The organism is Sphingomonas sp. Leaf21 (assembly GCF_916858675.1).
GTDB lineage: Bacteria > Pseudomonadota > Alphaproteobacteria > Sphingomonadales > Sphingomonadaceae > Sphingomonas.
In genome coordinates this window covers 1-23,126 of record NZ_CAKASM010000031.1, presented here as the reverse complement: position 1 = coordinate 23,126, position 23,126 = coordinate 1, and the positions used below count along the sequence as shown (strand labels likewise).

The following is a 23,126-nucleotide window of genomic DNA, read 5'->3' as shown; positions in this document are numbered from 1 at the left end:
GCTTGGGGAGGATTTGGAAGACGCATTCCTCCCCAAGCTGCGCTTGGGGAGGGGGACCGCCCGGCAAAGCCGGGTGGTGGAGGGGCCTTCCCCCTCCCCCCAAATTTCCCGAATCCCCCTCCACATTCCCCGCCGCCCGTGGCACAAGCACCGGCGATGAAGGCGACGATCCTCCACAACCCGCGCTGCTCCAAGTCGCGCGAGGCGCTCGCGCTGCTGACCGAGGCAGGCGCCGAGGTGACAGTGATCGAGTATCTCAAGACGCCCCCCGGCACCGACGAACTGGCGCGTCTCTATGCCAAGGCCGGCCTCTCGCCCCGTGACGGCGTGCGCAAGGGCGAGGCGGAAGCGAAGCTGTTGTCGGGAGCCGACGACGCGACGGTACTCACCGCGATGGCCGCCAACCCCATCCTGATCGAGCCCCCGCTGGTCGAGACCGACAAGGGCGTCGTCATCGGTCGGCCCCCGGAAGCCGTGTGGCGCATATTGTGATCGCTGCCCATAAATTGAGCAGTGCGCAGCTATCTGCCTTGTTTTCGGGCGCGATCCTTACCGGAATCTTACCCTCGCAGGAGGGTGATGCAATTGGCACGATCCATGCGACGCGTGCGGTCGGGCGAGGGTTCGAACATCATCGGGGACAGTCAACGTCGTGAAAAAGATTGAGGCGATCATCAAGCCCTTCAAGCTCGATGAGGTGAAGGAAGCGCTGCACGAGATCGGCGTGTCCGGCATCACCGTCACCGAGGCCAAGGGCTTCGGCCGCCAGAAGGGCCATACCGAGCTCTATCGGGGCGCCGAATATGTCGTCGACTTCCTGCCGAAGGTGAAGCTGGAAGTGGTGGTCGAGGACGGGCTGGCCGAACGCGTGGTGGAGGCGATCGCCGCCGCCGCGCAGACCGGCCGCATCGGCGACGGCAAGATCTTCGTCATCCCGGTCGAAACCGCGCTGCGCATCCGAACGGGCGAACGCGACGACGCGGCGATCTGACGCACCCGCCCCCTCATCGTCACCGGGCTGACACCCAGCCCGACTAGACCTTTTCCACCGGCCCCGGATTACGGGGCACGGCCTTAAGCAGAGAGAGAACGGCACATGGCGAATACGGCCAGCGATATCCTGAGCAAGATCAAGAACGAGGAGATCGAGTGGATCGACCTGCGTTTCACCGATCCCAAGGGCAAGTGGCAGCACCTGACCATGGTCGCCTCGATCCTGGGTGAGGATGAGCTGACCGACGGCCTGATGTTCGACGGTTCGTCGATCGAGGGCTGGAAGGCGATCAACGAGTCGGACATGGTCCTCAAGCCCGACCTCGACGCCGTGTACACCGATCCCTTCTCGGCCACCCCGATGCTGATCGTGTTCTGCGACATCGTCGAGCCGTCGACCGGCGAGCTGTACGCCCGGGATCCGCGCTCGACCGCCAAGCGCGCCGAGGCGTTCGTGAAGACCACCGGTATCGGCGACACCGTCTATGTCGGTCCGGAAGCCGAATTCTTCATGTTCGACGACGTGCAGTTCGACACGAACTACTCGTCCTCCTACTTCAAGATCGACGATATCGAGCTGCCGACCAACACCGGCCGCGAATATGAGGGCGGCAATCTCGGCCACCGTCCGCGCGCCAAGGGCGGTTATTTCCCCGTCGCGCCGGTCGACTCGGCGGTCGACATCCGTGGCGAGATGGTCTCGACCATGCTCGAGATGGGCCTGCCCTGCGACAAGCACCACCACGAGGTCGCCGCCGCGCAGCACGAACTGGGCCTGACCTTCGGCACGCTGACCCAGACCGCCGACCGTATGCAGATCTACAAGTATGTCGTGCATCAGGTCGCCCATGCCTATGGCAAGACCGCGACCTTCATGCCCAAGCCGATCAAGGAAGATAACGGCTCGGGCATGCACACCCACTTCTCGATCTGGGAAGGCAAGAATCCGCTGTTCGCCGGCAACGGCTATGCGGGTCTGTCGGAAACCTGCCTGTACTTCATCGGCGGCATCATCAAACATGCCAAGGCGGTGAACGCCTTCACCAACCCGACCACCAACAGCTACAAGCGCCTGGTGCCAGGTTACGAGGCGCCGGTGCTGCTCGCCTATTCGGCGCGCAACCGCTCGGCCTCGTGCCGCATCCCCTACGGCACCGGCCCGAAGTCGAAGCGCGTCGAAGTGCGCTTCCCCGACGCGCTGGCGAACCCGTATCTCGCCTATGCGGCGCTGCTGATGGCGGGCCTGGACGGTATCCAGAACAAGATCCATCCGGGCGAGGCGATGGACAAGAACCTGTATGACCTGCCGCCCGCCGAACTGGCGCAGGTCCCGACCGTCTGCGGTTCGCTTCGCGAGGCACTCGACTCGCTGGCCGCCGATCACGACTTCCTGCTGAAGGGCGACGTGTTCACCAAGGACCAGATCGAAAGCTATATCGAGCTGAAGATGAGCGAAGTGATGCGCTGGGAAATGACCCCCAGCCCGGTCGAATACGACATGTATTACAGCGGCTGATCCAGCCCCTGCACCGATGTCACTACGGGGAAAGGGGCCGCGAGGCCCCTTTCTTTTTGAGCGCGTGTCAGGGCGTCATGGCTATCCGCTTCGCCGACACGATCTTCACCGGCGCGGCAAGCATCTCGCCCTTGAACGGACCCTTGGCGGGATCGGCGGGGGCGTCGAGGATCTTGTGGATCACGTCCATCCCCTCGACCACATGACCGAATGCGGCATAGCCCAGATTGTCGCCGGGCTTGGACGGATCGGCGTCGAGCGAGGGCTGGTCCCCGACCATGATCGTGAAGTCGCCGCGTGCCGAACCGGGGGCCAGCCGCGCGACCGAGATCGTGCCGTCGGTATGCTTGATCCCGGTCTTGGTGGTCGGCTCATGCGCGATGGGCGGCAGGATGCGCTTGGGTTCGTTCTGGATACCGAACTGGACGAAGCCGAAATTGGCGGCGGGCCGGACCGTGCGGTAGAAGGTCACCCCATCCAGCCGATGCTGGTCGACATAGCGCAGGAAATTGGCGGTGGTGATCGGCGCATGGGTTCGGTCGAGGTCGAGGACGACCGGGCCAAGGCTGGTCTGCATCGCGACGCGGACCATGACGGGCTTTGCGGCTTCGACGGGGGCGGCTGGCGCGGGCGCCACGGGGACAGGGGCGGGGGCGGCCTGGGCCGCGAGCAGGGCGATGGACAGGAACGGGATCATCGGGGCCTCCGGTTGGGATCGGCTTTCAGGCTAGCGGGGTTTTGGGACGGGGTGAATCCCCGGGCTTTCGGACCCGGGTGCTGAAACCCGTACCGCCCGAGCGAAGTCGAAGGCCACGCCCCGCAGCTCACGGGATCAGCACCGTACTCCCCACCGTCTCCCCCGCCTCGATCGCGCGGTGGGCCTCCGCCGCATCGGTCAGTGCGAAGGTCTGGCCGATCTCCGGCGTGATCGCGCCCTTCTCCAGCATCGCGAACACGCGCGTGATCAGGCTGCGTTTCTCCGCCGCCGTCACCGCATAGTCGAACAGCGTCGGGCGCGTGACGAACAGCGATCCCTTGGCCGCCAATATGCCGATATTGACCCCGTCGACCGGCCCCGAGGCATTGCCGAAGCTGACCACCAGGCCACGGCGCGCCGCGCTGTCGAGCGAGCCGGTCCATGTCGCCTTGCCGACCCCGTCGAGCACCACCGGCACACCCGCGTCGCCGGTGATCTCGCGCACGCGTGCCGCAACATCGTCCTGCCGATTGAGGATGACGTGATCCGCCCCTTCCGCGCGGGCCTTCTCCGCCTTGGCCTCGCTGCCGACCGTGGCGATCACCGTCGCGCCGATCGCCTTGAGCCAGCCGACCGCCAGATGCCCGACGCCGCCCGCGGCCGCATGGACCAGCACGGTCCAGCCGGGCTGCACGCGCGCGCAATCCTCGACCAGGAACGCGGTCGTCGCGCCCTTCAGGAGGATCGCCGCCGCCGTCCGGTCGTCGACGCCATCGGGCAACGGCACGAGCAGGTCGGCGGCGACGTTTCGCGCGGTGGCATAGGCGCCCCGCGCCGGACCGAACACGCCGACCCGGTCCCCGACAGCGAAGTCGGTGACGCCCTCACCCACCGCCTCGACCACGCCCGCCGCTTCGGAGCCCAGTTCGCCGGGCAGATCGATCGGATAGAGCCCGCTGCGATGATAGGTATCGATATAGTTCAGGCCGACCGCATGGTGGCGCATCCGAACCTCACCGGCGCCGGGCGAAGGCAGCTGGGCCTCCCGCCATTGGATGACCTCGGGACCGCCGGTCCGGGCGATGAAGGCGATGTTTTCCATGCAGTGTTCCTGTCCGGTTTCCGGCGGCAACGCCTCAATAGTCCTTCGATATCCGCACGTTCACGCTCTGCCGCCCCAGCGTCGAGATGCTGGAGAGCAACGATAGCCAGCGGGTGACCTGGAATTCCACCTGCGTCGCGGAATAGCCCTGCCCGTCGGTGATGATCTCCGCATAGAGCTTGCGGGTGACATATTTCCCGGCCGCGACCGAGGTGGCGCGCCCCTGCTGCACGTCGGCGGGCAGGACGCGGAGCCGGTCGAGCCCCGCCGCCCACCGCACCGCGTTGATCGGGTTCAGCCCGCCGCCGCCATTCTGCAATGCCGCCACCGCCGCCGCCAGTTGCAACGCCTCGGGCGCCGACAGGCTGGAGATCGAGGTGCCGAAGAGCAGCCGCGAGAGAAGTTCGTCATTGGGAAGCGCGGGCGTGCTGGAGAAGCCGATTTCGGGCTTGAGCGCGGTGCCGGTCACGCGGATCGATGCGCTCAAACCCTGGACATTGGCATTGGCCGCTATGTCGAGCGCCGGATTGGCGGGCACCTCGCCGCCAAAGCGGATGACACCGCGCGACAGGTCGAATTCGCGGCCCGCAAAGTCGTAATCACCGCGGATCAGCGTCGCCTGTCCGGTGATCGCCGGATTGTCGGGCGCGCCGCCGATCTTCAGGTCCGCCGACCATTCGCTGTTCAGCCCGAGGCCGGACACAATGAGGCCGCCCGGCGCCTTGGCACGGATGGCCAGAGTCCATGGCTTGCGGGGGACATCGTCCTCCTCGCCGCCGCCGGGGATGTTGATCTCGCGGATGTTGAGTTGCGGCACCGCCGTCGCCGCCGACGCGCGGCCCAGGCGATAGCGGCTGCGGTTGAGCACCACGTCGCCCGCGATCGTGCCCCCGGTGCCGTCCGAGTGGAAGGTCAGCGGCCCCGTCACCGTCGCGCCGATATCGTCGCGGGCGATCATCACCGCGTTGCTCGCCTGCAGCGACAGGTCCAGCCCGACGCCGTTGGCCGCCGCGAATTCGAACTGGCCGGTGCCGCTGACCCGGCCGTCACGCCCCGCCTGTGCCGCGAAGCGATCGATGACCAGTCGCGATCCGCCGAACCGCCCGCTTGCCTGCACATCGGTCAGGACGGTGCCGGTCGTCGCACTCTCGATCCGCGCGCCGACCGCCTTCACCGCGCCGCGAATGACCGGCTGGTTGAGCGATCCGCTGACGTCCGCGCCGATCGCGACGGGGCCGGACAGGTCGAACATCTCCACCCCGGTCAGCCGCCACAGCGTATCGGCGGGCCCGGCATAGCGGAGCTGCGCGATCAGCCGCCCGGTCTGCATCCGGCTTGCCCAATCTCCCTGCGCGGCGGGGACCAGCAAGGCCTGCGCCCGCCCGATGATGCGGCCGCCCGACGCCATGACCGACCGAACGCCCAGCCGATCGGCGGACAGCACGCCCGCCACCCCCATGTCGATCGGGCGCGAGGTCAGGACGAGCCCGGCGCGGGTCAGCCCCCGGATGGTCAGATCCGCCTTGCCCGTCGGCGCCCCCTTGCCCTGCCGAACGGTCAAGGTGCCCGTCGCGCTGCCGCCAAGCCCCAATCCGGGATAGCCGATATCGAGCACCGCCAGCGGCATCCGCGTCAGGCTGGCCTGCACCTCGGTCCCGTCGGGGTCCAGCCGCCCGGCGAGCTTCGCCTCGCCCCCGGCAAAGCGCAACTGGGTCGGCGCGAGCGTCCAGCCATCGCCCTCGCGCGTCACGATCGCGGGCGATACGAACTCCAGCGGGCGGCGATCGAGCGTCCCCTTGGCGGTCACCGCGAACCGGCCGGGCGTAACCTGCGTCACCGTCTGGATGGAGAAGGCGCGCCCGCGCGAACCGGAAATGCCGACCCGCACCTCACCGCTGCCGTCGCGCAGCCGCGCGCTGCCGTCGAACTGCGCGATGTTGAACGCGCCGTGCCGAAGCCCCTGGGCATTGGCGGTGCCCTCGACCGATGCGCCCGTGGGATCGAGCAGGGCGATCAGGTCGAGCCGTCCCTGGCGGACGGTGATCCCGGCTATCTGCGCCTGGCGCGCGGCGAGATGGCTCTCGATCCGCTGGACGGTGCCGACCGGTCGGAACAGCAGCTCGCCCGACAGGCCACCGCCCGCCACGTCGAGCCGACCGGCCAGCCCGCCCTGCGCCACCGTCAGCGCCCCCGTCGCACGCGTACCCGCGACGATCAGCGGGTTGATCTGGACGACCGCGTCCTGCCCCTTGGGGAGGAGGATCGCCCCGCCCGCCTGGAACGGCCCCAGTCGCGATCCCCCGGTAGCCCGAAAGGCATAGCCCGGCACGGTCGGATCGAGATGCGCGCGCACATCGCTCAGTCCCAGCGCGGCATTGGGCGCGGCCAGCACCAGGTCGAGCGTCGGCCGGTCGATCTTGCCGTCGAGAACCATCTGCACGGGACCGTAGCGCGCCTGGCGTCCACCGCCGACGAAGTGGAACATGCCATCGGTCCGGCGAATCGCTTCCCCGGTCAGCCGGATGCCCGGCGCCGTCAGCACCAGGCGATGGAAGTGAAACACCCCGTCGGCGCCACGCTCCAGATCGGTGGTGAGATGCGGCAACCCGCCCGCAAGCGATCGCAGGAAGCCGTTGTCGAGCCGTCGGACCTGCGCTTCTCCCCGTCCGACGATCCGCGTGCCATGCCCGTCCGCGCCCGGGACGGCGCTGAGGCGCGATCGGACATCGACGATCCCGAGGCCGGGAATCAGGTAGCGCTTCAACGCACCGTCAAGGCCGACATCATAGCGCCCGTTGGTCAGGTCGATCCGCAGGTTGAGCCGTCCTGCCAGCTTGTCGGAGCGCAAGCTGAGCCCCTGCCCCGCGATCTCGCGCCGGGTGATGCGCAGATCGCCCGCGACGGAAAGCCGGTGGAGGATGCCACCCGCCGCCTCTCCGACGCCGGTCACCCGTTCCGCCGTGAAGCGCAACGGCAGCGTCACCGGCCATCCGCCGGACACATGCCCCTTGCCCAGAGCCACCGCCTGCTCGAACCCCGTGCGCCCGAAGGCGAAGCGCGGCGCCGCGAGCCGATAGTCGAACGCCGCGCGATCGAACCGGCCATCCAGCCGCATGGTCAGGCCGATGGCCTGTCCGGTCATGTTGCCGAACAGCGCCTCGGGGCGGAGCAATCGTGCATCGACGCGCAGCCCCTCGAACCGGCTCGCGCCCAGATCGACCAGCCCGCGTGCGCGGACGCGCAGGGCTGGCGAGCGCAGGACCAGTGCGCCGTTCAGCCGCCGGTCGGCGAAATCGCCCTGTCCGGCGACGATCACGCGCGGGCCGGTCAGTCGTTGCAACCGGCCGCGCAGGACCAGCGAGGGTGCGACATAACCCGACAGGGCGTAGCGCCCCGATTGCGCCGACAGCGACAGGTCGACCGCGTTCGCCGTACCGACCGTGCCTTGCGCGCGGCCCGTCCAGCGCGACCAGCGGCCTTCGCCATCCACGGTGAGCGCGACGGGCGCGCGGACGCCGACCATTCGCGCCAGCACGCCGTCGCGCCTGCCCCGCGCGGAGACGGCAAGGTCGAAGCGGTCGCGATCGGGTTGCGCATCCAGCTTCAACCGCAACCGATCGGTCCCCGCCACGCCCCCGTCGAGCGTCACCAGCGCGCGGCCGTCATGAATGTCCGCGCGCCCCTCGACCCGCGCCACCCGCGCCCGGCCCAGCACGGGCCTGGCGAGGATGAGCTTCTGGAGCGTCAGTCGGTCGATGCGAATGTCGAAATCGGGAAGGATCGGCCCCTGTCGTCCGGTGCGCCTGGTACGCGGAACATGATAGAGCATGGCCAGCGGCGCTTCGACCCGCCGGATATCCAGCGTCCCCTGCGTCCATTTCCACGGCCGCCAGTCGAGCAGCGCGACGGGCACCTGCACCAGAAGGCCATCGAGATCATAGACGCGCAGGTCGACCAGCCGCATGTCCGAATAGAGCGAGCCGTCGATCCGCCCGACCGTGAAGCGCAATCCCGTCTCGGTGCGGATGGTGCCGATCCGATCGGCGACCCAGCGGTGCCCGATCGACGTATCGACGATCGCCAGCGCGGTCGCCAGGATCGCGACGAGCATGGCCAGCCCGACGCCCAGCGCACGCATCCAGCGAACGCGCCGACGCCTTGGCGCGGGCAGCGGCGCTTCCTCGGTCAAAATGCCTGTCCCAAGGAGACATAGACCGCGACCCGGCTGTCACCGCGCTGCGGATTGAGCGGGGTGCCGACATCCAGGCGGATCGGTCCGAAATTGGAGTAATAGCGAACGCCGAGCCCGGTGCCGAAGCGCAGTCCCGTCAGGCGCGGCAGCGGCGTGGTCGAGATATTGCCGGCGTCGAGGAACGGCACCACGCCGAAATGGCCGAAGGTGCGCACCCGCGCCTCGATCGAGAATTCGGCCAGGCTGCGTCCGCCGATCGGGTCGTTATTCGCATCGCGCGGCCCGATCGCCTGGAAGCTGTAGCCGCGCACCGACGCGCCGCCACCCGCATAGAAACGCCGTGACGGTGCGATCTCGTCGCGCGGCGCACCGACGATCGTGCCCAGCCGCGTCCGCGCGGCCAGCACCACCCGGTCGCCGAAGGGATGATAGATGCTGGCGTCGACCTGCGTTCGGGCATAGCTGAACACGCTGCCTTGCAACGACAATTCCGGGCTGATCCGCCCGCCCAGCCGGAACCCGCGGGTCGGATTGAGCAGGTCGTCCGACCCGTCATAATTGAGGCTGGTCGGCAGTGCGCCGATGAAGAAGGTACGGCGACGCGGCTCGCCGGTCGCCGCGATCACGTCGCGCTCGTCCGAAGTCAGCAGTTCGGCGCCCAGCGACCAGGTCCAGGTCTTCTGGAAGAAGATGTTGGTCTGCCGCTCCAGGCTGCCCGACAGCGACAGCGTCTTGGCCTCATAGGCGTCCCGAAGCAGGTGCGCGGCCGAGAATTGCGCGGTCAGGATACGGTCGCGGCCCTCGAAATTGTTGCGCCGGAAGACGACCGCGCCAAGCTGCTCACGCGTCCCCAGCACGCTGCGAAGGGTCAGCGCGCCCTCGGGCGGGAAGAGATTGCGGTCGGTCCAGTTGACCGACGCCTGGGCGCCTTCGCCGGTGCCATAGCCCAGTTCGCCCGCGATCGTATGCGGCGGCGCGGGTTCCAGTGCGACGGCGATATCGACCGTCTCCGGCGTATCGCCCGGCACGGGCTTGACCTCCACCGACGAGACGAGCCCGGTCTGCACCAGCGCCCGGCGCAGATCCTCCAGTCCGGTGGCGTCATAGGGCTGCCCCGGCCTGAACCGCGCGATATCCTGGACGTGGCGGGCGTCGAACAGCCGGTCATTGGCCATGACGATCCGACCATAGCGCCGCACCGTGCCCGGATCGACGGACAGGTCGATGGTCGCGGTCCGTGTCGCATGGTCGACGACGATCTGCGGATCGCCGACCTTGGCGAAGGGGAAACCCGCGACGCCGACGGCGGTCTTCAGCGCCGCCTCGCCCGCGACGATCGTGTCGGCGTTGACGGGATCGCCGGGCTTGATCCCGAACGCCTTTTCCAGCGGCGCGGCCTTGGCCCCCGCCGCCTGCACGCCCGCCAGGGTGACGTCGGCGAAGCGGTAGAGATTGCCCGGCGTCGCCTCCAGCACGACGGTCGGTTCGTTACCGGGTTCGATCCGGGTCGAGACCTGCGCGTCATAATAGCCCGCCCCGCGCAGCAAGTTGGTCAGCAGCGCGGCATCCTCGCGCGCGCGGCGGTCGAGCTGCGCGGCATTGGCGGGATCCTCGTCATTGGCATCGAGCGTGGAGAGCTGGTCGAAACGCTGGCGGACCAGTGCCCCCGCGCCATCGATCCCGTCGACCCGCCAGTGATAGCGACGCTCGGCGGCGGCATCGACGGTGGCGGCCATCGCCCCCGCCGGATCACCCGGCGCCTGCGACAGATCGGGCCAGGCGACGCCGATCTCCGGCAGCGGCGCCAGGGGCGCGGTCGGATCGAGCATCGTCGGATCCTCCGCGTCGCCCGGCGGAACGGTGCCGGGCACGGCCTGCACCCGTGGCGATGGCGTCGTCGTGGCGGGGCCCGTCGCCTGGGCGAGCGCACGCCCGGCCAGCCCCGTGCCGCCGAAACCCATTGCGAAGACCAAGATGGCGACCGAGCGGCACGGCCGCCCGACGCGGACCATCATCGCCAATCCCTAGCCGTGCGCAGGCGATTGCGACACCCCAAAGCATGCTCGATCGAACAGATTTGCCAGCCCGCTCGTCGCGGCCCGGTGCGCCTCACGTTTCCGGGCCCGGTCGACGGCTTGGCGCGCCATACCTCCGCTGCAAGGAAACATCCCGGCCGTGACCACATGATCACCGTTCCCCCGCGTAGGCGGGGGTCCAAGCGGAAAACCGCTTGCGCGAAGAACACTGGGCCCCCGCCTTCGCGGGGGAACAGTGAGGTCGGCGACCGGAGGCCCGCAAAAAGTCTACCGCAAGGAAGGAGTTCGGGCGGACGCCGTCAGTGGACCGTGCCGACCGCCGCCTCCCTCGCCAGCAAATCGATCAGCCGCTCGATCTGGCGCCAGCGGCAGAAGTGGATGTGATTGCCCATGTCACGGCTCCGCCTGGCGCGCGCCGCCGCTTCGCCGCCCGCCGATTCGCCGAAGGTCTCGATCAGGTCGGCCGCAGTCTCGACATCGGTCCCGGTGACGAAGGGCGCCATGTAAGTCTCACCGCCGCGATCGTGCATGTTCGCCCCTGCCCCAGTTCCGAAAGCCAGCCCCCTAGGCCCAGATCGGAAAACAGACCATCCCCGGAAGTGGTTAACGCGCGCCGACAACAGAGAATTTCGTCGTGGCTGGCCTCCCCGCGCCGAGCGTGGCAGACCAGCGACATGCGCCAAGATCCACCCCCTCGCCCGTCGCGCTCCGCCACTCCGGCGGGTGGCATCTTCATCGCGCTCGGCGTGATCGGCGGGATCGTCGCGGGGCTCGCGACCGGACAGGTGACGCCGGGCGTGCTGATCGGCCTGGCGATCGGCGTCGTGATCGCGCTGCTGCTATGGTGGCGCGGACGATAGGCGATCAGCTCGGCAGCCGCATCTGCCAGACAACCCGCCCGACGACCGTGATCGGTCCGTCGGGCAAGGGCGGCGCGGCGGGATTGTCGCTCGACGCCACCAATCCGCCGCTGTCCGCGCGCACCCGCTTGACCATCAGCGCGTCGCCGATCCGGATCACGTAGAGACCGCCGCGCGCGCCCGGCTGCACATCCGTCTGGTCGACCACCAGATGATCGCCATCCATCAGCCCCGGCGCCATCGAGTCGCCACGCACCCGTATGACCGAGGCTGCACCATCGCTCAGCCCGAGCCGCCGGGCGAGCTGGCGGTCCAGCGCCTCCACCCCGATCATCACCTCGTCATAGACGGTCGCGCCCGGCCCCGCCGACGCCGCCACCGCGAGCCGCCGGACCAGCATCGGCCCCGCTATCGAGGCTGCACCGAGCCGCGTTTCGGGAACCCCGAAAAACTCCGCCAGTGATTTGCGATCCCGTTCGGCGAGGACGCGCGGCGTTCCGCGCTGGACGAACTGCTGGAGATAGGCATCGTTACGCCCCAGCATACGTGACAGCGCCGCGAGGCTGACCCCCGCCCGTGCCGCAAGCTCCTGCAGAACCGTCCTGATTTCCGTCTCCGACATGACACTCACCATAGCCGTAGGATTTTTCCTAGACAAGTTGGAAATCAGAACAGATCATGAACATCAGTCGAGAATCGGACAATGGGAGACAGTCCATGGAATTGCTGGGCGTGATCGAGCGCTATCTGAGGAAGAGCCGGATGCCGGAGACCAAATTCGGGCGACTGGCGGTCAACGACCCGCGGCTGGTCGGCGATCTCCGCAGGGGGCGCGAGCCGGGGGCCGACATGATCCGGCGCGTGACCGGCTTCATCGCGGGTCGTTCGGCATGAGCGCGCCGCTGACCCGTTGCGACCGGCCCGGGCATGTCGCACCCCATTTCGCGCCACTGCGTCGCCCGTCGGATCGCGGCGGACGGCTCGCCAGGGCGCTGACGGCACATGCGGCACGCGCGGGCTGCACGGTGCTGCTGACCGTGGAGAATGTGGAGCCCTGGTCGTCGGTGACGTTCACCGGATCGGTCGTCACCCTTCGATTGGCCGCCGCTCCCGGCAACGCCCTGTCCGCCTGGTTGAAGAGCTTGCCCGAGGCGGAGATACCGCTCGGCCGCGACCTGATCGCCGACATCGCGGCAGAGCGGATCGCGGGCGGCCGGACCCTCCGCGTCCTGCTCTGCCTCGACGCCGCCAATGGGTGACACGCCTGTCAGCCGTGCGTCATTTTACACTTGATATGTTGTATCACTACTGTACTCGGCAGGGCTTCACTGATCGGAGCCCTGTCGTGTTCAAGTTCGTTCTGCTGTCGGCTACCGCGCTCACCAGCCAGTTCGCCGCCCCCGCCCTTGCCCAGAATGCCCCGTCGACGGCCAATCGCGGGCGGGAAATCGTGGTGACCGCACCGGTCCGGCAGTCGGAAACCGACGTCCTGTCGGGAACCTCGATCGTCACGGGCGACGAACTGCAGCGGTCAATCCGTCCGACCATCGGCGAGACGCTGGCGCGGCAGCCGGGCGTTTCGGCGACATCTTTCGGCCCCAACGCCTCACGCCCCGTGCTGCGCGGTTTCCAGGGCGAGCGGATCCGCGTCCTGACCGACGGGATCGGCTCGATCGACGTATCCAACACCAGTGTCGACCATGCGGTCGTCATCAATCCGCTGCTCGCCGATCGGGTCGAGGTCCTGCGAGGGCCCTCCGCGTTGCTGTTCGGCTCGTCGGCGGTGGGCGGCGTCGTCAACGTCATCGACACGCGCATCCCGCGCACCGTGCCGGAACAGGGCTACCGCCTGTCGGGCATCGCATCCTATGGTTCGGCGGCCAATGAACGCTCGGTCGCGGCGGCAACCGATGTGGCGGTCGGTCGGCAGTTCGTCGTCCATGCCGACGGGTCCTATCTGAAGACCGACGACCTGAAGATCGGCGGCTATGTCCTCTCTCCGCGCGCCCGTGCGGAAGCGCTGGCGTCGGCACAGGCGGCGCCCAACGATCCGCTCGATTTCGCGGGCGTCGCCAATCTGCGCGGTCGCCTGCCCAACACCGCCAGCGAGACATGGACGGCGGGCGTCGGCGGCGCGCTGATCACCGATACGGGCTCGCTCGGCATCGCCTATAGCCATTATGACAGCCTCTACGGCGTGCCGGTCCGCTACACGCTGACGCCCGGCGGCGAAGAGCCCGAGGCCCCGCGCCTCAGCCTCGTCCAGAATCGACTCGACCTGCGCGGCGAGATCGAGACGGGTGGCGGGTTCCTCGAGCGCATCCGCCTGCGCGCGGGCGCCGCGCAATATCGGCATTACGAGCTGGAAGAGGATGGCGGCATCGGCACCGCCTTCTACAACAAGGGGTTGGAGGGTCGCCTCGAGCTGATCCAGTCCAGGCGGAACGGCTGGCAGGGCGCATCGGGCGTCCAGTTCGTCAACCGCGATTTCGACGTGCGCGGGGACGAGGCGTTCCTGCCGCGCAACAACACCGCGCAGGTCGGCCTCTTCACCCTGCAACAGCTCGATCGCGGCGCATTCAAGATGGAGGCGGGCGCCCGCTTCGAGCACACGACGCTGACCGCGCGCACCGCGGTGGCCGACGACCGCTTCTTCCGGGGCCAGCGCAGCTTCGACGCCTTTTCGGGCTCGATCGGCGCCAGCTACGGCTTCGCGCCCGACTGGCGCGCTGGCCTCAATCTGTCGCGCACCGAACGCGCCCCCTCCGCCGAGGAATTGTTCGCCAACGGCCCTCATGCCGGGACCGAGGCCTATGAGCTGGGCGATCCGAACTTCAAGAAGGAAGCGAGCTGGGGGATCGAGGCGACCGTCCACGGGCACGGCGACGGCTATAGCTTCGACGCCTCGGCCTATTACAACCGCTTCTCCAACTATATCTATGACGCGCTGGTCACCCAGGGTGCATGTGAGGCCGCCGCCGCCCCGTCGGGCCGCGACGTCGACCTGCCCTGCTTCACCTATGCGCAGGCCGATGCCCGCTATTATGGCCTGGAGGCGGAAGGGTCGCTGCGCCTCGCGACGATCGGGCGCTATGCGATCAACGCGGACCTGCTGGGCGATTACGTCCATGCCCAGATCATCGGCACCGGCCCCGCGCCGCGCATCCCGCCGCTCCGCCTGCTCGGCGGGCTGGAAGCGCAGTCGGACAGCGTCAATGCCCGCGTCGAGGTGGAGCGCAGCTTCAGGCAGACCCGCGTGCTCGGCCTGGAAACGCCGACCGACGGCTTCACCCTGGTCAACGCGTCGGTTCAGCTCAAGCCCTGGGGGACACGCAATCCGACGACGCTGACCCTGTCGGCGAACAACATCCTCGATGTCGACGCGCGTCGCCATGCCAGCGTGCTCAAGGACTTCGCACCGCTCAACGGTCGCGACCTGCGCGCGACGCTCAGCTTCAAGCTGTAACGCGATTGCCGAGGCCGGGGGTGGACAAAGCCTCCGGCCTTCGGGAGAAGCGGGGACATAAGGAGAGATACCGATGTCCCGAATGGGCAAGTTCGACTGGGCGGATCCGTTTCTGCTCGACGACCAGCTGACCGATGACGAGCGGATGATCCGCGATACCGCGCGCGCCTATGCCGACGACCGGCTGGCCCCGCGCATCATCGAGGCGTTCGCCAACGAGCATACCGACCCCGAGATATTCCGCGAGATGGGTCGGCTCGGGTTGCTCGGACCGACCATTCCGGAGGAATATGGCGGCGTCGGCGCATCCTATGTCGCCTATGGCCTGATCGCGCGCGAGGTGGAGCGCATCGACAGCGGCTACCGCTCGATGATGAGCGTGCAGTCGAGCCTCGTCATGTATCCGATCCATGCCTATGGCTCGGAGGATCAGAAACGTCGCTATCTGCCGAAACTGGCGAGCGGCGAATGGATCGGCTGCTTCGGACTGACCGAGCCCGACGCGGGCTCCGACCCCGGCGGGATGCGTACCACCGCCAGGAAGGTGGACGGCGGCTATGTCCTGTCGGGCGCCAAGACCTGGATCTCCAATTCGCCGATCGCCGATGTCTTCGTGATCTGGGCCAAGTCGGACGCGCATGGCGGCGCCATCCGCGGCTTCGTGCTGGAAAAGGGGATGAAGGGGCTCGCCACCCCCAAGATCGACAACAAGCTGTCCTTGCGTGCCTCGATCACCGGCATGGTGATGATGGACGAGGTGGCGGTGGGAGAGGACGCGCTGCTTCCGCATGTCGAGGGGTTGAAGGGGCCGTTCGGCTGTCTCAACCGCGCCCGCTACGGGATCAGCTGGGGGGCGCTGGGCGCGGCGGAATTCTGTTTCCACGCCGCGCGGAGCTATGGCCTCGACCGCAAGCAGTTCGGGCGGCCGCTCGCCGCGACGCAGCTCTTCCAGAAGAAGCTGGCCGATATGGAAACCGAGATCGCGCTCGGGCTTCAGGCGTCGCTGCGCATCGGGCGGCTGATGGACGAGGGCCGGTTCGCGCCCGAGATGATCTCGATCGTCAAGCGCAACAATGTCGGCAAGGCGCTGGATATCGCGCGGGCGTCGCGCGACATGCATGGCGGCAACGGGATTTCGGGCGAATATCAGGTGATGCGCCACCTGCTGAACCTGGAGACGGTCAACACCTATGAAGGCGCGCACGACGTTCATGCGCTGATCCTGGGGCGGGCCATCACCGGGATACCGGCGTTTTGAGGCCGTCCCTAATCCTCCCCAAGCACCGCTTGGGGAGGGGAACCGCGCCCGCAGGGCGTGGTGGAGGGGCATGGCCAGTCCGTCACGCCCCTCCACCATTGCTGGCGCAATGGTCCCCCTCCCCATCTGACGATGGGGAGGATTGAAGATGGCGAACCCATCCCCTCTCACCGGCCTGAAGGTCGTCGAGCTCGCCCGCATCCTCGCCGGTCCCTGGGCCGGGCAGGTGCTGGCCGATCTCGGCGCGACAGTGATCAAGGTCGAGAGCCCGGACGGCGACGACACCCGCCGTTGGGGGCCGCCCTTCATCGCCAATCCGGACGGCAGCCGGGACGCCGCCTATTTCCATGCAACCAATCGCGGCAAGGCGTCGATCGTCGCCGACTTCACCACGCCCGAGGGGCAGGCCAGGGTCCGCGCGCTGATCGCCGACGCCGATGTCGTCATCGAGAATTTCAAGCTGGGCGGCCTCGTCCGCTATGGCCTCGACTATGCCAGCCTGTCGGCGCTCAATCCGCGCCTCGTCTATTGCTCGATCACCGGCTTCGGACAGGACGGTCCCTATGCCCCGCGCGCGGGATATGACTTCATCGTGCAGGGGATGAGCGGCATCATGGACCTGACCGGCGAGCCCGGCGGCGCGCCGCAGAAGATCGGTGTCGCGCTCGCCGACATCATGACCGGGCTCTATGCGGTGATCGCGATCCAGGCGGCGCTGCACATGCGGAACCGGACCGGGCGCGGGCAGCAGATCGACATGGCGCTGCTCGACACGATGACCGGCGTGCTCGCCAACCAGGCGATGAACTATCTGGCATCGGGGGTGACGCCGACCCGGCTGGGCAACGCGCATCCCAATATCGTGCCCTATGCCGCATTCCCGGCGAGCGATGGCTGGTTCATCCTGGCGGTCGGCAACGACGCCCAGTTCCGGCGCTTCGCAGCGGTGGTCGGGATCGAGGGCGACGATCCGCGCTACGCCACCAATGCGCTACGCTGCGAACACCGCGCCGTGCTGACGCCCGTTATCGAGGCGGCGACCAAGCGCTGGCGGCGCGACGATCTGCTCGCGGCGCTGGAGGGGGCCGGCGTTCCGGCGGGGCCGATCAACACGGTGGAACAGGCCTTCGCCGATCCGCAAATCGTCGCGCGGGGCCTCGCCATCGCGCCGCAACGCCCCGACGGCTCGGCCGTACCGGGGGTACGCTCGCCCATCCGCTTTTCCGATGCCGGGCTGACGCTCGACAAGGCCGCGCCGATGCTGGGCAACGGAGACGCCTGACGCCCCCCGAGAAAGGCCCCCGTCTGCGTTGCGGCGACCGTGCGAGATGGCTTCCTCGCGGTGATCCGCTATGAACCGGCGGCGATGACCAGCCTGACCGTCAACAATCAACCCGTCCGCTATCGCCTTCCCGCCGATACGCCGCTGTTATGGGCGCTGCGCGACGGGTCGAACCTGACCGGCGCCAAATATGGCTGCGGCACCGGTGATTGCGGCGCCTGCACGGTGGATGTCGACGGGCGCGCGGTGCGGAGTTGTCAGGTGCCGATCGGCCGGATCGAAGGCAGCGTCGTAACCACGATCGAGGGGCTGTCGCGCGATCGCTCCCATCCGGTGCAACAGGCGTTCCTCGCCGCCAATGTCGGCCAATGCGGCTATTGCGTTCCCGGGATGGTGATGGCTGCCGCCGCGCTGATCCATCATATCCCGGACCCTTCCGAAGCGGTGATCCGCGCATCGATCACCAATATCTGCCGCTGCGGTATCTATCCGCGGCTGGTCGAGGCGATCCAGCGCGCCGCGCGGGCTGCTCGCGGCGAGGAAACCATTCCCGCCGCGCCACTGCCGGGGACGGATCCTGTCGACGCCGCGCGCGCCGTCCCGGCGCTGGCACCCCGGCCAGCACCGCGCGAGGAGCGGTGAGTGTCCATCGCCACGATTCTTTCACCAAGCTGACAGACGGGTTCAGCATCCGCTCAACGCAAGCATGGCAGGGTCCATCGCATGATCGGGGTCGGCTCGTGCGCCGACACTTGGGGATGGCGGAGATGAACAGGCACATGATGGCGGCTCTACTGGCCGCGACGACGATGGTGGCGGGCGCGATGCCCGCCGTGGCGCGGGCGCAGCAGGCGATCGACCAGGCCCCGCACGGACGGCATGAGGGGCCCCCGCGCGGCGGGCCCGGCGGCCCGGCCGGACGTCTGGAGCGCAATGAAGGTCGCCCGGTCTTCAACAGTCGCGAGGCCTTTCCGGAGAACCGCCCCGCCTTCCGCCCCGACCATGCCGAGGCGCCTCGCGCGCCCCAGCCCGCCCCGCCGCCCCAGGCCGCACCTGTCAATCGGGGCGAATGGCGCGATCGCGGGCAATGGGGCGGTCGTGGCGGCGGCTTTGGCGGCGGCCCCCGCCCCGGCCAGGATCAGCCACGCCCGGACGACCGGGGAGGCTGGAACCGCCCCGGTGGCTATGCCGGTGATCCGCGTCCCGCGCCCCGCCCGGATCAGGGCCGCCCGGATCAGGTCCGTCCCGATCGCGGTCCGGACGGCGTGCGCGTCGATCGCGGCTGGCGCGACGACCCCCGCCGCCAGCGTGAGGATCGCGACCGCTGGCAGCGCAGCTTCGGCGACTGGCGCGACCATTCGGACCAGGCCTATGGCTTTGCCGAGCGTCGCGCCTGGGCGAACCAGTGGAATCGCGGCTGGCGGCAGGACCGGCGTTACGACTGGTTGAGCTGGCGCTCGATGAATCGCGGTGCCTATCACCTGCCCCGCTATTACGCGCCCTATGGCGGATATGACTATCAACGCTTCTCCAGCGGGGTGATCATCGATCCGATCTTCTTCGGCCAGAGCTACTGGCTGGACGATCCCTTCGCCTATCGCCTGCCGCCCGCCTATGGCTCCTATCGCTGGGTCCGTTATTATAACGACGCGATCCTGGTCGACCTGCGCAGCGGCTTGGTCGTCGACGTGGTCTACGACATATTCTGGTGAGCGCGCGTGGGAGGGGGTCTCGTGCCCCCTCCCCCCCTTCCCCCCCTGCGTCGCAAGCCTCTTGTCTTTGGCGCTGTGTCGTCGCACATCCGATGCCATGTCGTTCTTTTCGAGGAAGCCCAAGGGCAACCCCGCCGCCTCCCCCGTCCGCGCACGATTCGCGGTCAGCGTCGCGCAGCATCTCGACGCCAATCCGGCGGTCACGCGGGTGACGACCGATGCGGCGCAAATCTATTACCACGCCGACTTCCTGACGCCCGCGCAGTGCGACAAGCTGATGGCGATGATCGACTCCAATCGTCGGCCCTCGACCCTGCTGTCCGACCGGCCGGATTACGGCTTTCGCACCTCGGAAAGCTGCGACATGGCGCGCTGGTCCCCCGACGTGCAGCCGATCGACGAGTCGATCGCCGCGTTGCTCGGCATCTCGCCCGAACAGGGCGAGACGATGCAGGGGCAGCGCTACGCCCCCGGCCAGCAGTTTCGCGCGCATCACGACTATTTCCATGAAACCGAGAAATACTGGGAGAAGGTCCGCGTCCATGGCGGACAGCGGACTTGGACCGCGATGATCTACCTCAACGACGTGGCGGAGGGGGGCGCGACCTGGTTCCCGCAGGCGGGCATCCGCGTCGCACCGCGACGGGGATTGCTGCTCGCCTGGAACAACATGAAACCCGATGGCAGCCCCAATGAGATGACGCTGCACGAGGGGATGCCGGTGGTCGAAGGCACCAAGTACGTCATCACCAAATGGTTTCGCGAAGGCAATTGGGTCCAGTAACCACGCCCCATCTGCGGCTGCGGCACCCGAAGCCTCCCCCTTGTCGCGACTCCGCCTCGCATGGCATGGCGTTCGCGTGACGTTCCCGCTTCTCGTGATCCGCCCATGACCGAGGTTCTCGGCATCGCCCAGTCGATCCTGGGCCAACCCTGGCGCTGGCGCGCGCTCGCCGCCGACGCGCGCGACGGCATGGCGCATGACGACCTCGTGGCGCAGCTGCTCCTCGCGCGTGGCTGTCCGCCCGATGCGGTCGAGGCGCATCGCGCGCCCTCGATCCGCGCCTTCATGCCCGACCCGTCGATCTTCCGCGACATGGACCGCGCCGCACAGCGGCTGGCCGACGCGGTGATCGCGCGCGAGGCCGTCGCGATCTTCGGCGATTACGATGTCGACGGGGCGACCTCGGCGGCGGTGATGGTCCGGCTGCTCCGCGACCTCGGCCTCGCCCCCCGCGCCTATATCCCCGATCGCATGACCGAGGGCTATGGCCCGACCGAGGCGGCGTTGCTGCGGCTGCAGGCCGAGGGTGCGAACCTGATCGTCACGGTCGACTGCGGCGCGCAGGCCTTCGAACCGCTCGCCGCCGCCCACGCCGCCGGGATCGAGATACTGGTCGTCGATCATCACAAATGCGCGACCGAGCTCCCGCGTGCGCATGCCGTGGTCAATCCCAACCGGCTGGACGAGACGGAGGGCGCGGCCCACGGCCATCTGGCGGCGGTCGGCGTCTGCTTCCTGTTGGGGGCGGCGCTGATCCGGACGCTTCGCACGCGCGGCTACTTTGCCGATCGGCCCGAGCCCCGGCTGCTCGACCTGCTCGACCTGGTGGCGCTGGGCACGGTCGCCGACGTCGCACCGCTACGCGGCCTCAACCGGGCCTTCGTGGCGCAGGGCCTGAAGGTGATGGCGCAGCGTCGCAATGTCGGGCTCGCCGCGCTGATCGACGCGGCACGGCTGACCCGCGCGCCGACCTGCACCGACCTCGGCTTTGCGCTGGGGCCGCGCATCAACGCGGGCGGGCGTGTCGGCCGCGCCGATCTGGGGGTTCGCCTGCTCACCACCGACGATCCCGCCGAAGCGCGCGCCATCGCCGAAGAGCTCAACCATTTCAACGACGAACGCCGCGCGATCGAGGCCGGGGTCCAGGCCGTCGCGGAAACCGGCGTCGACCGCGCGCGCCAGGTCGCCATCGTGTCCGGCCAGGGCTGGCATCCCGGCGTCATCGGCATCGTCGCCGGGCGCCTGAAGGAAAAGCTCGACCGCCCCGCCATCGTCATTGCACTCGACGAGAACGGCGTCGGCAAGGGCTCGGGCCGCTCGATCAGCGGCGTCGATCTGGGCGCCGCGATCCTCTCGGCCAGGGAGCATGGCCTGCTGATCGCGGGCGGCGGCCATGCCATGGCGGCGGGCCTTACGGTCGAGGCGGCACGGATCGCCGAACTCGCCGATTTCCTCGAGGAACGGCTCGCCGAAGCCGTGGTGAAGGCGAGCGCAGGTCGCGCGCTGCTCGTCGACGCGGTGCTGGCGCCCGGTGGCGTGAACCCGGCGCTGGTCGGTGCGATGGATGCGGGCGGTCCCTATGGCATGGGCTGGCCCGCCCCGCGCGTCGCCGCCGGCCCCTTCCGCGTCATCCGCGCGGACCTGGTCGGCACCAATCACGTCCGCGCGATCGTCGCCGGCCCCGATGGTCGCAGCCTGAAGGCCATGGCCTTCCGCCAGGCCGACACCGCTCTGGGCCAGGCTCTCCTGGGCGCGGGCGGCACACGTCGACTGTGGCTCGCGGGGCGCGCCAAGGTCGACGACTGGTCGGGCCGCGACGTCGCCGAACTGCACGTGGAGGACGCCGCCTGGGCCGACTGAAATGGAATTGAAAAAAGCCCTTGACCCCATCCACCCCCTCCCTTAGAGGCCCCTCCACGCCACCCGGCGGCCCCTTCGTCTAGCGGTTAGGACGCGGCCCTTTCACGGCTGAAACACGGGTTCGATTCCCGTAGGGGTCACCATCTGTGCTCAAGAGCGCAGAATTGCGCGATTAAGCCATTCTTTGCCGCTCGCTGGTACAGCACATAGGTACAGCGAGCATTTTATGGCCCTCATGGCGACACCCTGGAAACACCCTGCGACCGGCGTTTATTACCTGCGCCGACAGATCCCCGAGAAGCTGCGCCCCGCATTCGACGGCAAGGCGCTGTGGAAGGTTTCGCTCGGCACGAAGAATAGCAACGAAGCCACGGTGCTATTCCTTCAAGCCAATGCCGCACTCGAACAGCGGTTCGAAGAGGCACGGACCCGGCTCAAGGCAACGGGCAGCCCCTGCCCTTCCGCGCGCGACCGTGCCGACGAAATGGTATTCGCCTATTTCCAGGGGCCCGAATTCAAGACTGGCGGACTGGATGGTGAAGAACGGCTGCTACTGGCCAGGCTGGAACTCGATCGGGGGCTGTGGAACGCAACCCCGACCGGATGCAGCTCCCCTGCCCCACTGCATGACCAGCAATGGTGGGAAATGGCGAACAACGCCGCACTGTTCCGCGATCATCCTGGACGCAAGCCGACTCTAGGCCATGCGCCCGGTACGATCTGGCGCTGGGGCGATGAACGCTTCCGTCCCGACGCCAGAAACCAACAGATTGGCCGTATCGTCAGCCAGATCGCCCGGCACAATAACACGACAGCATTGGATCTCCCAGAAGGCATCGAGGCCGCGATCAGTACCTATCTCGACGCGGTCCCGGTCGAAACGCCCAAGGCCCGCAAGCGTCGTCCGACCTCGGGCCGCCTACGCCCCGACCTGCGCCTGATGGAATTGTTCGCGGACTGGCAGGCGGTGATGCAGCCCTCCCTGCAGAGCGCGCACGAGTATGAGGGTGCCGCACGCGATTTCATCGATTTCATCGGCGACATCCCCGTCGAGGAGGTCGTCAACAACGACCTCCTCGATTATCGCGACGAAGCGGCCCATCTGCCCGCCTCCATGCCGCGCGCGGATCGCGAGCTGAGCTTTACCGACCGCCTCGATCGCCATCGGCATTCCGATACGCCCCGGATCAGCCCCGCGACGCTCAAGAAACGGGTGGGCGCGATTCAGGCGTTGCTGAGCTTCGCCAAGGGCCAGAAGTGGATCAGCCGCAACGAGGGCCGCGATGTGCCGATCCTCGGCTATTCCAAGACCGGCGGCGCCGCTCGCCAGACCTTTCAGGAAGAGGAGTTGCAACGGCTGTTCGCCAG

Annotated in this window: 20 protein-coding genes and 1 tRNA gene; 15 read left to right on the top strand and 6 right to left on the bottom strand. The window is 68.2% G+C overall.

Annotation, left to right across the window (positions count from 1 at the left end):
- The first annotated feature begins 156 nt into the window (after nt 1-156).
- From LRP66_RS16605 to glnA, 3 genes are all read left to right on the top strand, one after another.
- Complete coding sequence (locus LRP66_RS16605) at nt 157-492, top strand: arsenate reductase family protein (RefSeq protein WP_230483712.1); 336 nt, start codon at nt 157-159, stop codon at nt 490-492.
- A gap of 160 nt (nt 493-652) precedes the next feature.
- Nucleotides 653-991, top strand: a complete 339-nt coding sequence (locus LRP66_RS16600; protein ID WP_007405799.1) for a P-II family nitrogen regulator — start codon at nt 653-655, stop codon at nt 989-991.
- A gap of 105 nt (nt 992-1,096) precedes the next feature.
- Nucleotides 1,097-2,509, top strand: coding sequence for a type I glutamate--ammonia ligase (gene glnA / locus LRP66_RS16595; protein WP_230483711.1), 1,413 nt, complete (start codon nt 1,097-1,099; stop codon nt 2,507-2,509).
- A 67-nt stretch (nt 2,510-2,576) separates the two neighbouring features.
- On the opposite strand, the gene LRP66_RS16590 is transcribed toward glnA, so the two are convergent.
- The 5 genes from LRP66_RS16590 to LRP66_RS16570 all read right to left on the bottom strand — a co-directional run bounded on the left by LRP66_RS16590 (nt 2,577) and on the right by LRP66_RS16570 (nt 11,066).
- A complete protein-coding gene (locus tag LRP66_RS16590; RefSeq protein WP_230483710.1) occupies nt 2,577-3,206 on the bottom strand; it encodes a peptidylprolyl isomerase in 630 nt (209 codons plus the stop codon).
- A gap of 127 nt (nt 3,207-3,333) precedes the next feature.
- Nucleotides 3,334-4,308 carry a quinone oxidoreductase family protein gene (locus LRP66_RS16585; RefSeq protein ID WP_230483709.1) on the bottom strand — a complete coding sequence of 325 codons (975 nt, stop codon included), beginning with the start codon at nt 4,306-4,308 and terminating at the stop codon, nt 3,334-3,336.
- Between the two features lie 34 nt (nt 4,309-4,342).
- On the bottom strand, nt 4,343-8,446 hold the full coding sequence (locus LRP66_RS16580; protein ID WP_230483736.1) for a translocation/assembly module TamB: 4,104 nt from the start codon (nt 8,444-8,446) through the stop codon (nt 4,343-4,345).
- A 47-nt stretch (nt 8,447-8,493) separates the two neighbouring features.
- Nucleotides 8,494-10,515: an autotransporter assembly complex protein TamA gene (locus tag LRP66_RS16575; RefSeq protein WP_230483708.1), complete on the bottom strand. Its 2,022-nt coding sequence runs from the start codon at nt 10,513-10,515 to the stop codon at nt 8,494-8,496.
- Nucleotides 10,516-10,835: 320 nt separating this feature from the next.
- Complete coding sequence (locus tag LRP66_RS16570; protein ID WP_230483707.1) at nt 10,836-11,066, bottom strand: hypothetical protein; 231 nt, start codon at nt 11,064-11,066, stop codon at nt 10,836-10,838.
- Between the two features lie 144 nt (nt 11,067-11,210).
- Here LRP66_RS16570 and LRP66_RS16565 point away from each other — a divergent pair, with 144 nt between their 5' ends.
- Complete coding sequence (locus tag LRP66_RS16565) at nt 11,211-11,396, top strand: hypothetical protein (RefSeq protein WP_230483706.1); 186 nt, start codon at nt 11,211-11,213, stop codon at nt 11,394-11,396.
- A 4-nt stretch (nt 11,397-11,400) separates the two neighbouring features.
- Here LRP66_RS16565 and LRP66_RS16560 read toward each other — a convergent pair whose 3' ends face one another.
- Complete coding sequence (locus LRP66_RS16560; protein WP_230483705.1) at nt 11,401-12,018, bottom strand: S24 family peptidase; 618 nt, start codon at nt 12,016-12,018, stop codon at nt 11,401-11,403.
- A 95-nt stretch (nt 12,019-12,113) separates the two neighbouring features.
- On the opposite strand from LRP66_RS16560, the gene LRP66_RS16555 reads away from it, so the two are divergent.
- From LRP66_RS16555 to LRP66_RS16505, 11 genes are all read left to right on the top strand, one after another.
- Entirely contained in the window at nt 12,114-12,290 is a 177-nt protein-coding gene (locus LRP66_RS16555) for a hypothetical protein (protein ID WP_230483704.1), read from the top strand.
- Nucleotides 12,287-12,655 carry a hypothetical protein gene (locus LRP66_RS16550; protein WP_230483703.1) on the top strand — a complete coding sequence of 123 codons (369 nt, stop codon included), beginning with the start codon at nt 12,287-12,289 and terminating at the stop codon, nt 12,653-12,655. The genes LRP66_RS16555 and LRP66_RS16550 overlap by 4 nt, the downstream gene beginning before the upstream one ends.
- A 35-nt stretch (nt 12,656-12,690) precedes the next feature.
- Nucleotides 12,691-14,862 carry a TonB-dependent receptor gene (locus LRP66_RS16545; protein ID WP_230483702.1) on the top strand — a complete coding sequence of 724 codons (2,172 nt, stop codon included), beginning with the start codon at nt 12,691-12,693 and terminating at the stop codon, nt 14,860-14,862.
- A gap of 73 nt (nt 14,863-14,935) precedes the next feature.
- Nucleotides 14,936-16,120, top strand: coding sequence for an acyl-CoA dehydrogenase (locus LRP66_RS16540; protein WP_230483701.1), 1,185 nt, complete (start codon nt 14,936-14,938; stop codon nt 16,118-16,120).
- 148 nt (nt 16,121-16,268) lie between these two features.
- Nucleotides 16,269-17,402, top strand: a complete 1,134-nt coding sequence (locus LRP66_RS16535) for a CaiB/BaiF CoA transferase family protein (protein ID WP_230483700.1) — start codon at nt 16,269-16,271, stop codon at nt 17,400-17,402.
- 84 nt (nt 17,403-17,486) lie between these two features.
- Nucleotides 17,487-18,044 (top strand): (2Fe-2S)-binding protein, encoded by a 558-nt coding sequence (locus LRP66_RS16530; RefSeq protein ID WP_230483735.1) that lies wholly within the window; start codon nt 17,487-17,489, stop codon nt 18,042-18,044.
- Between the two features lie 125 nt (nt 18,045-18,169).
- Nucleotides 18,170-19,114 carry an RcnB family protein gene (locus LRP66_RS16525; RefSeq protein WP_230483699.1) on the top strand — a complete coding sequence of 315 codons (945 nt, stop codon included), beginning with the start codon at nt 18,170-18,172 and terminating at the stop codon, nt 19,112-19,114.
- 97 nt (nt 19,115-19,211) lie between these two features.
- A complete protein-coding gene (locus LRP66_RS16520) occupies nt 19,212-19,898 on the top strand; it encodes a prolyl hydroxylase family protein (RefSeq protein ID WP_230483698.1) in 687 nt (228 codons plus the stop codon).
- Nucleotides 19,899-20,003: 105 nt separating this feature from the next.
- A complete protein-coding gene (recJ, locus tag LRP66_RS16515; protein WP_230483697.1) occupies nt 20,004-21,758 on the top strand; it encodes a single-stranded-DNA-specific exonuclease RecJ in 1,755 nt (584 codons plus the stop codon).
- Nucleotides 21,759-21,826: 68 nt separating this feature from the next.
- Nucleotides 21,827-21,901 (top strand) — tRNA-Glu (locus LRP66_RS16510).
- 92 nt (nt 21,902-21,993) lie between these two features.
- A partial coding sequence (locus LRP66_RS16505) for a DUF6538 domain-containing protein (protein WP_329959292.1) occupies nt 21,994-23,126 on the top strand: 1,133 nt, incomplete at its 3' end.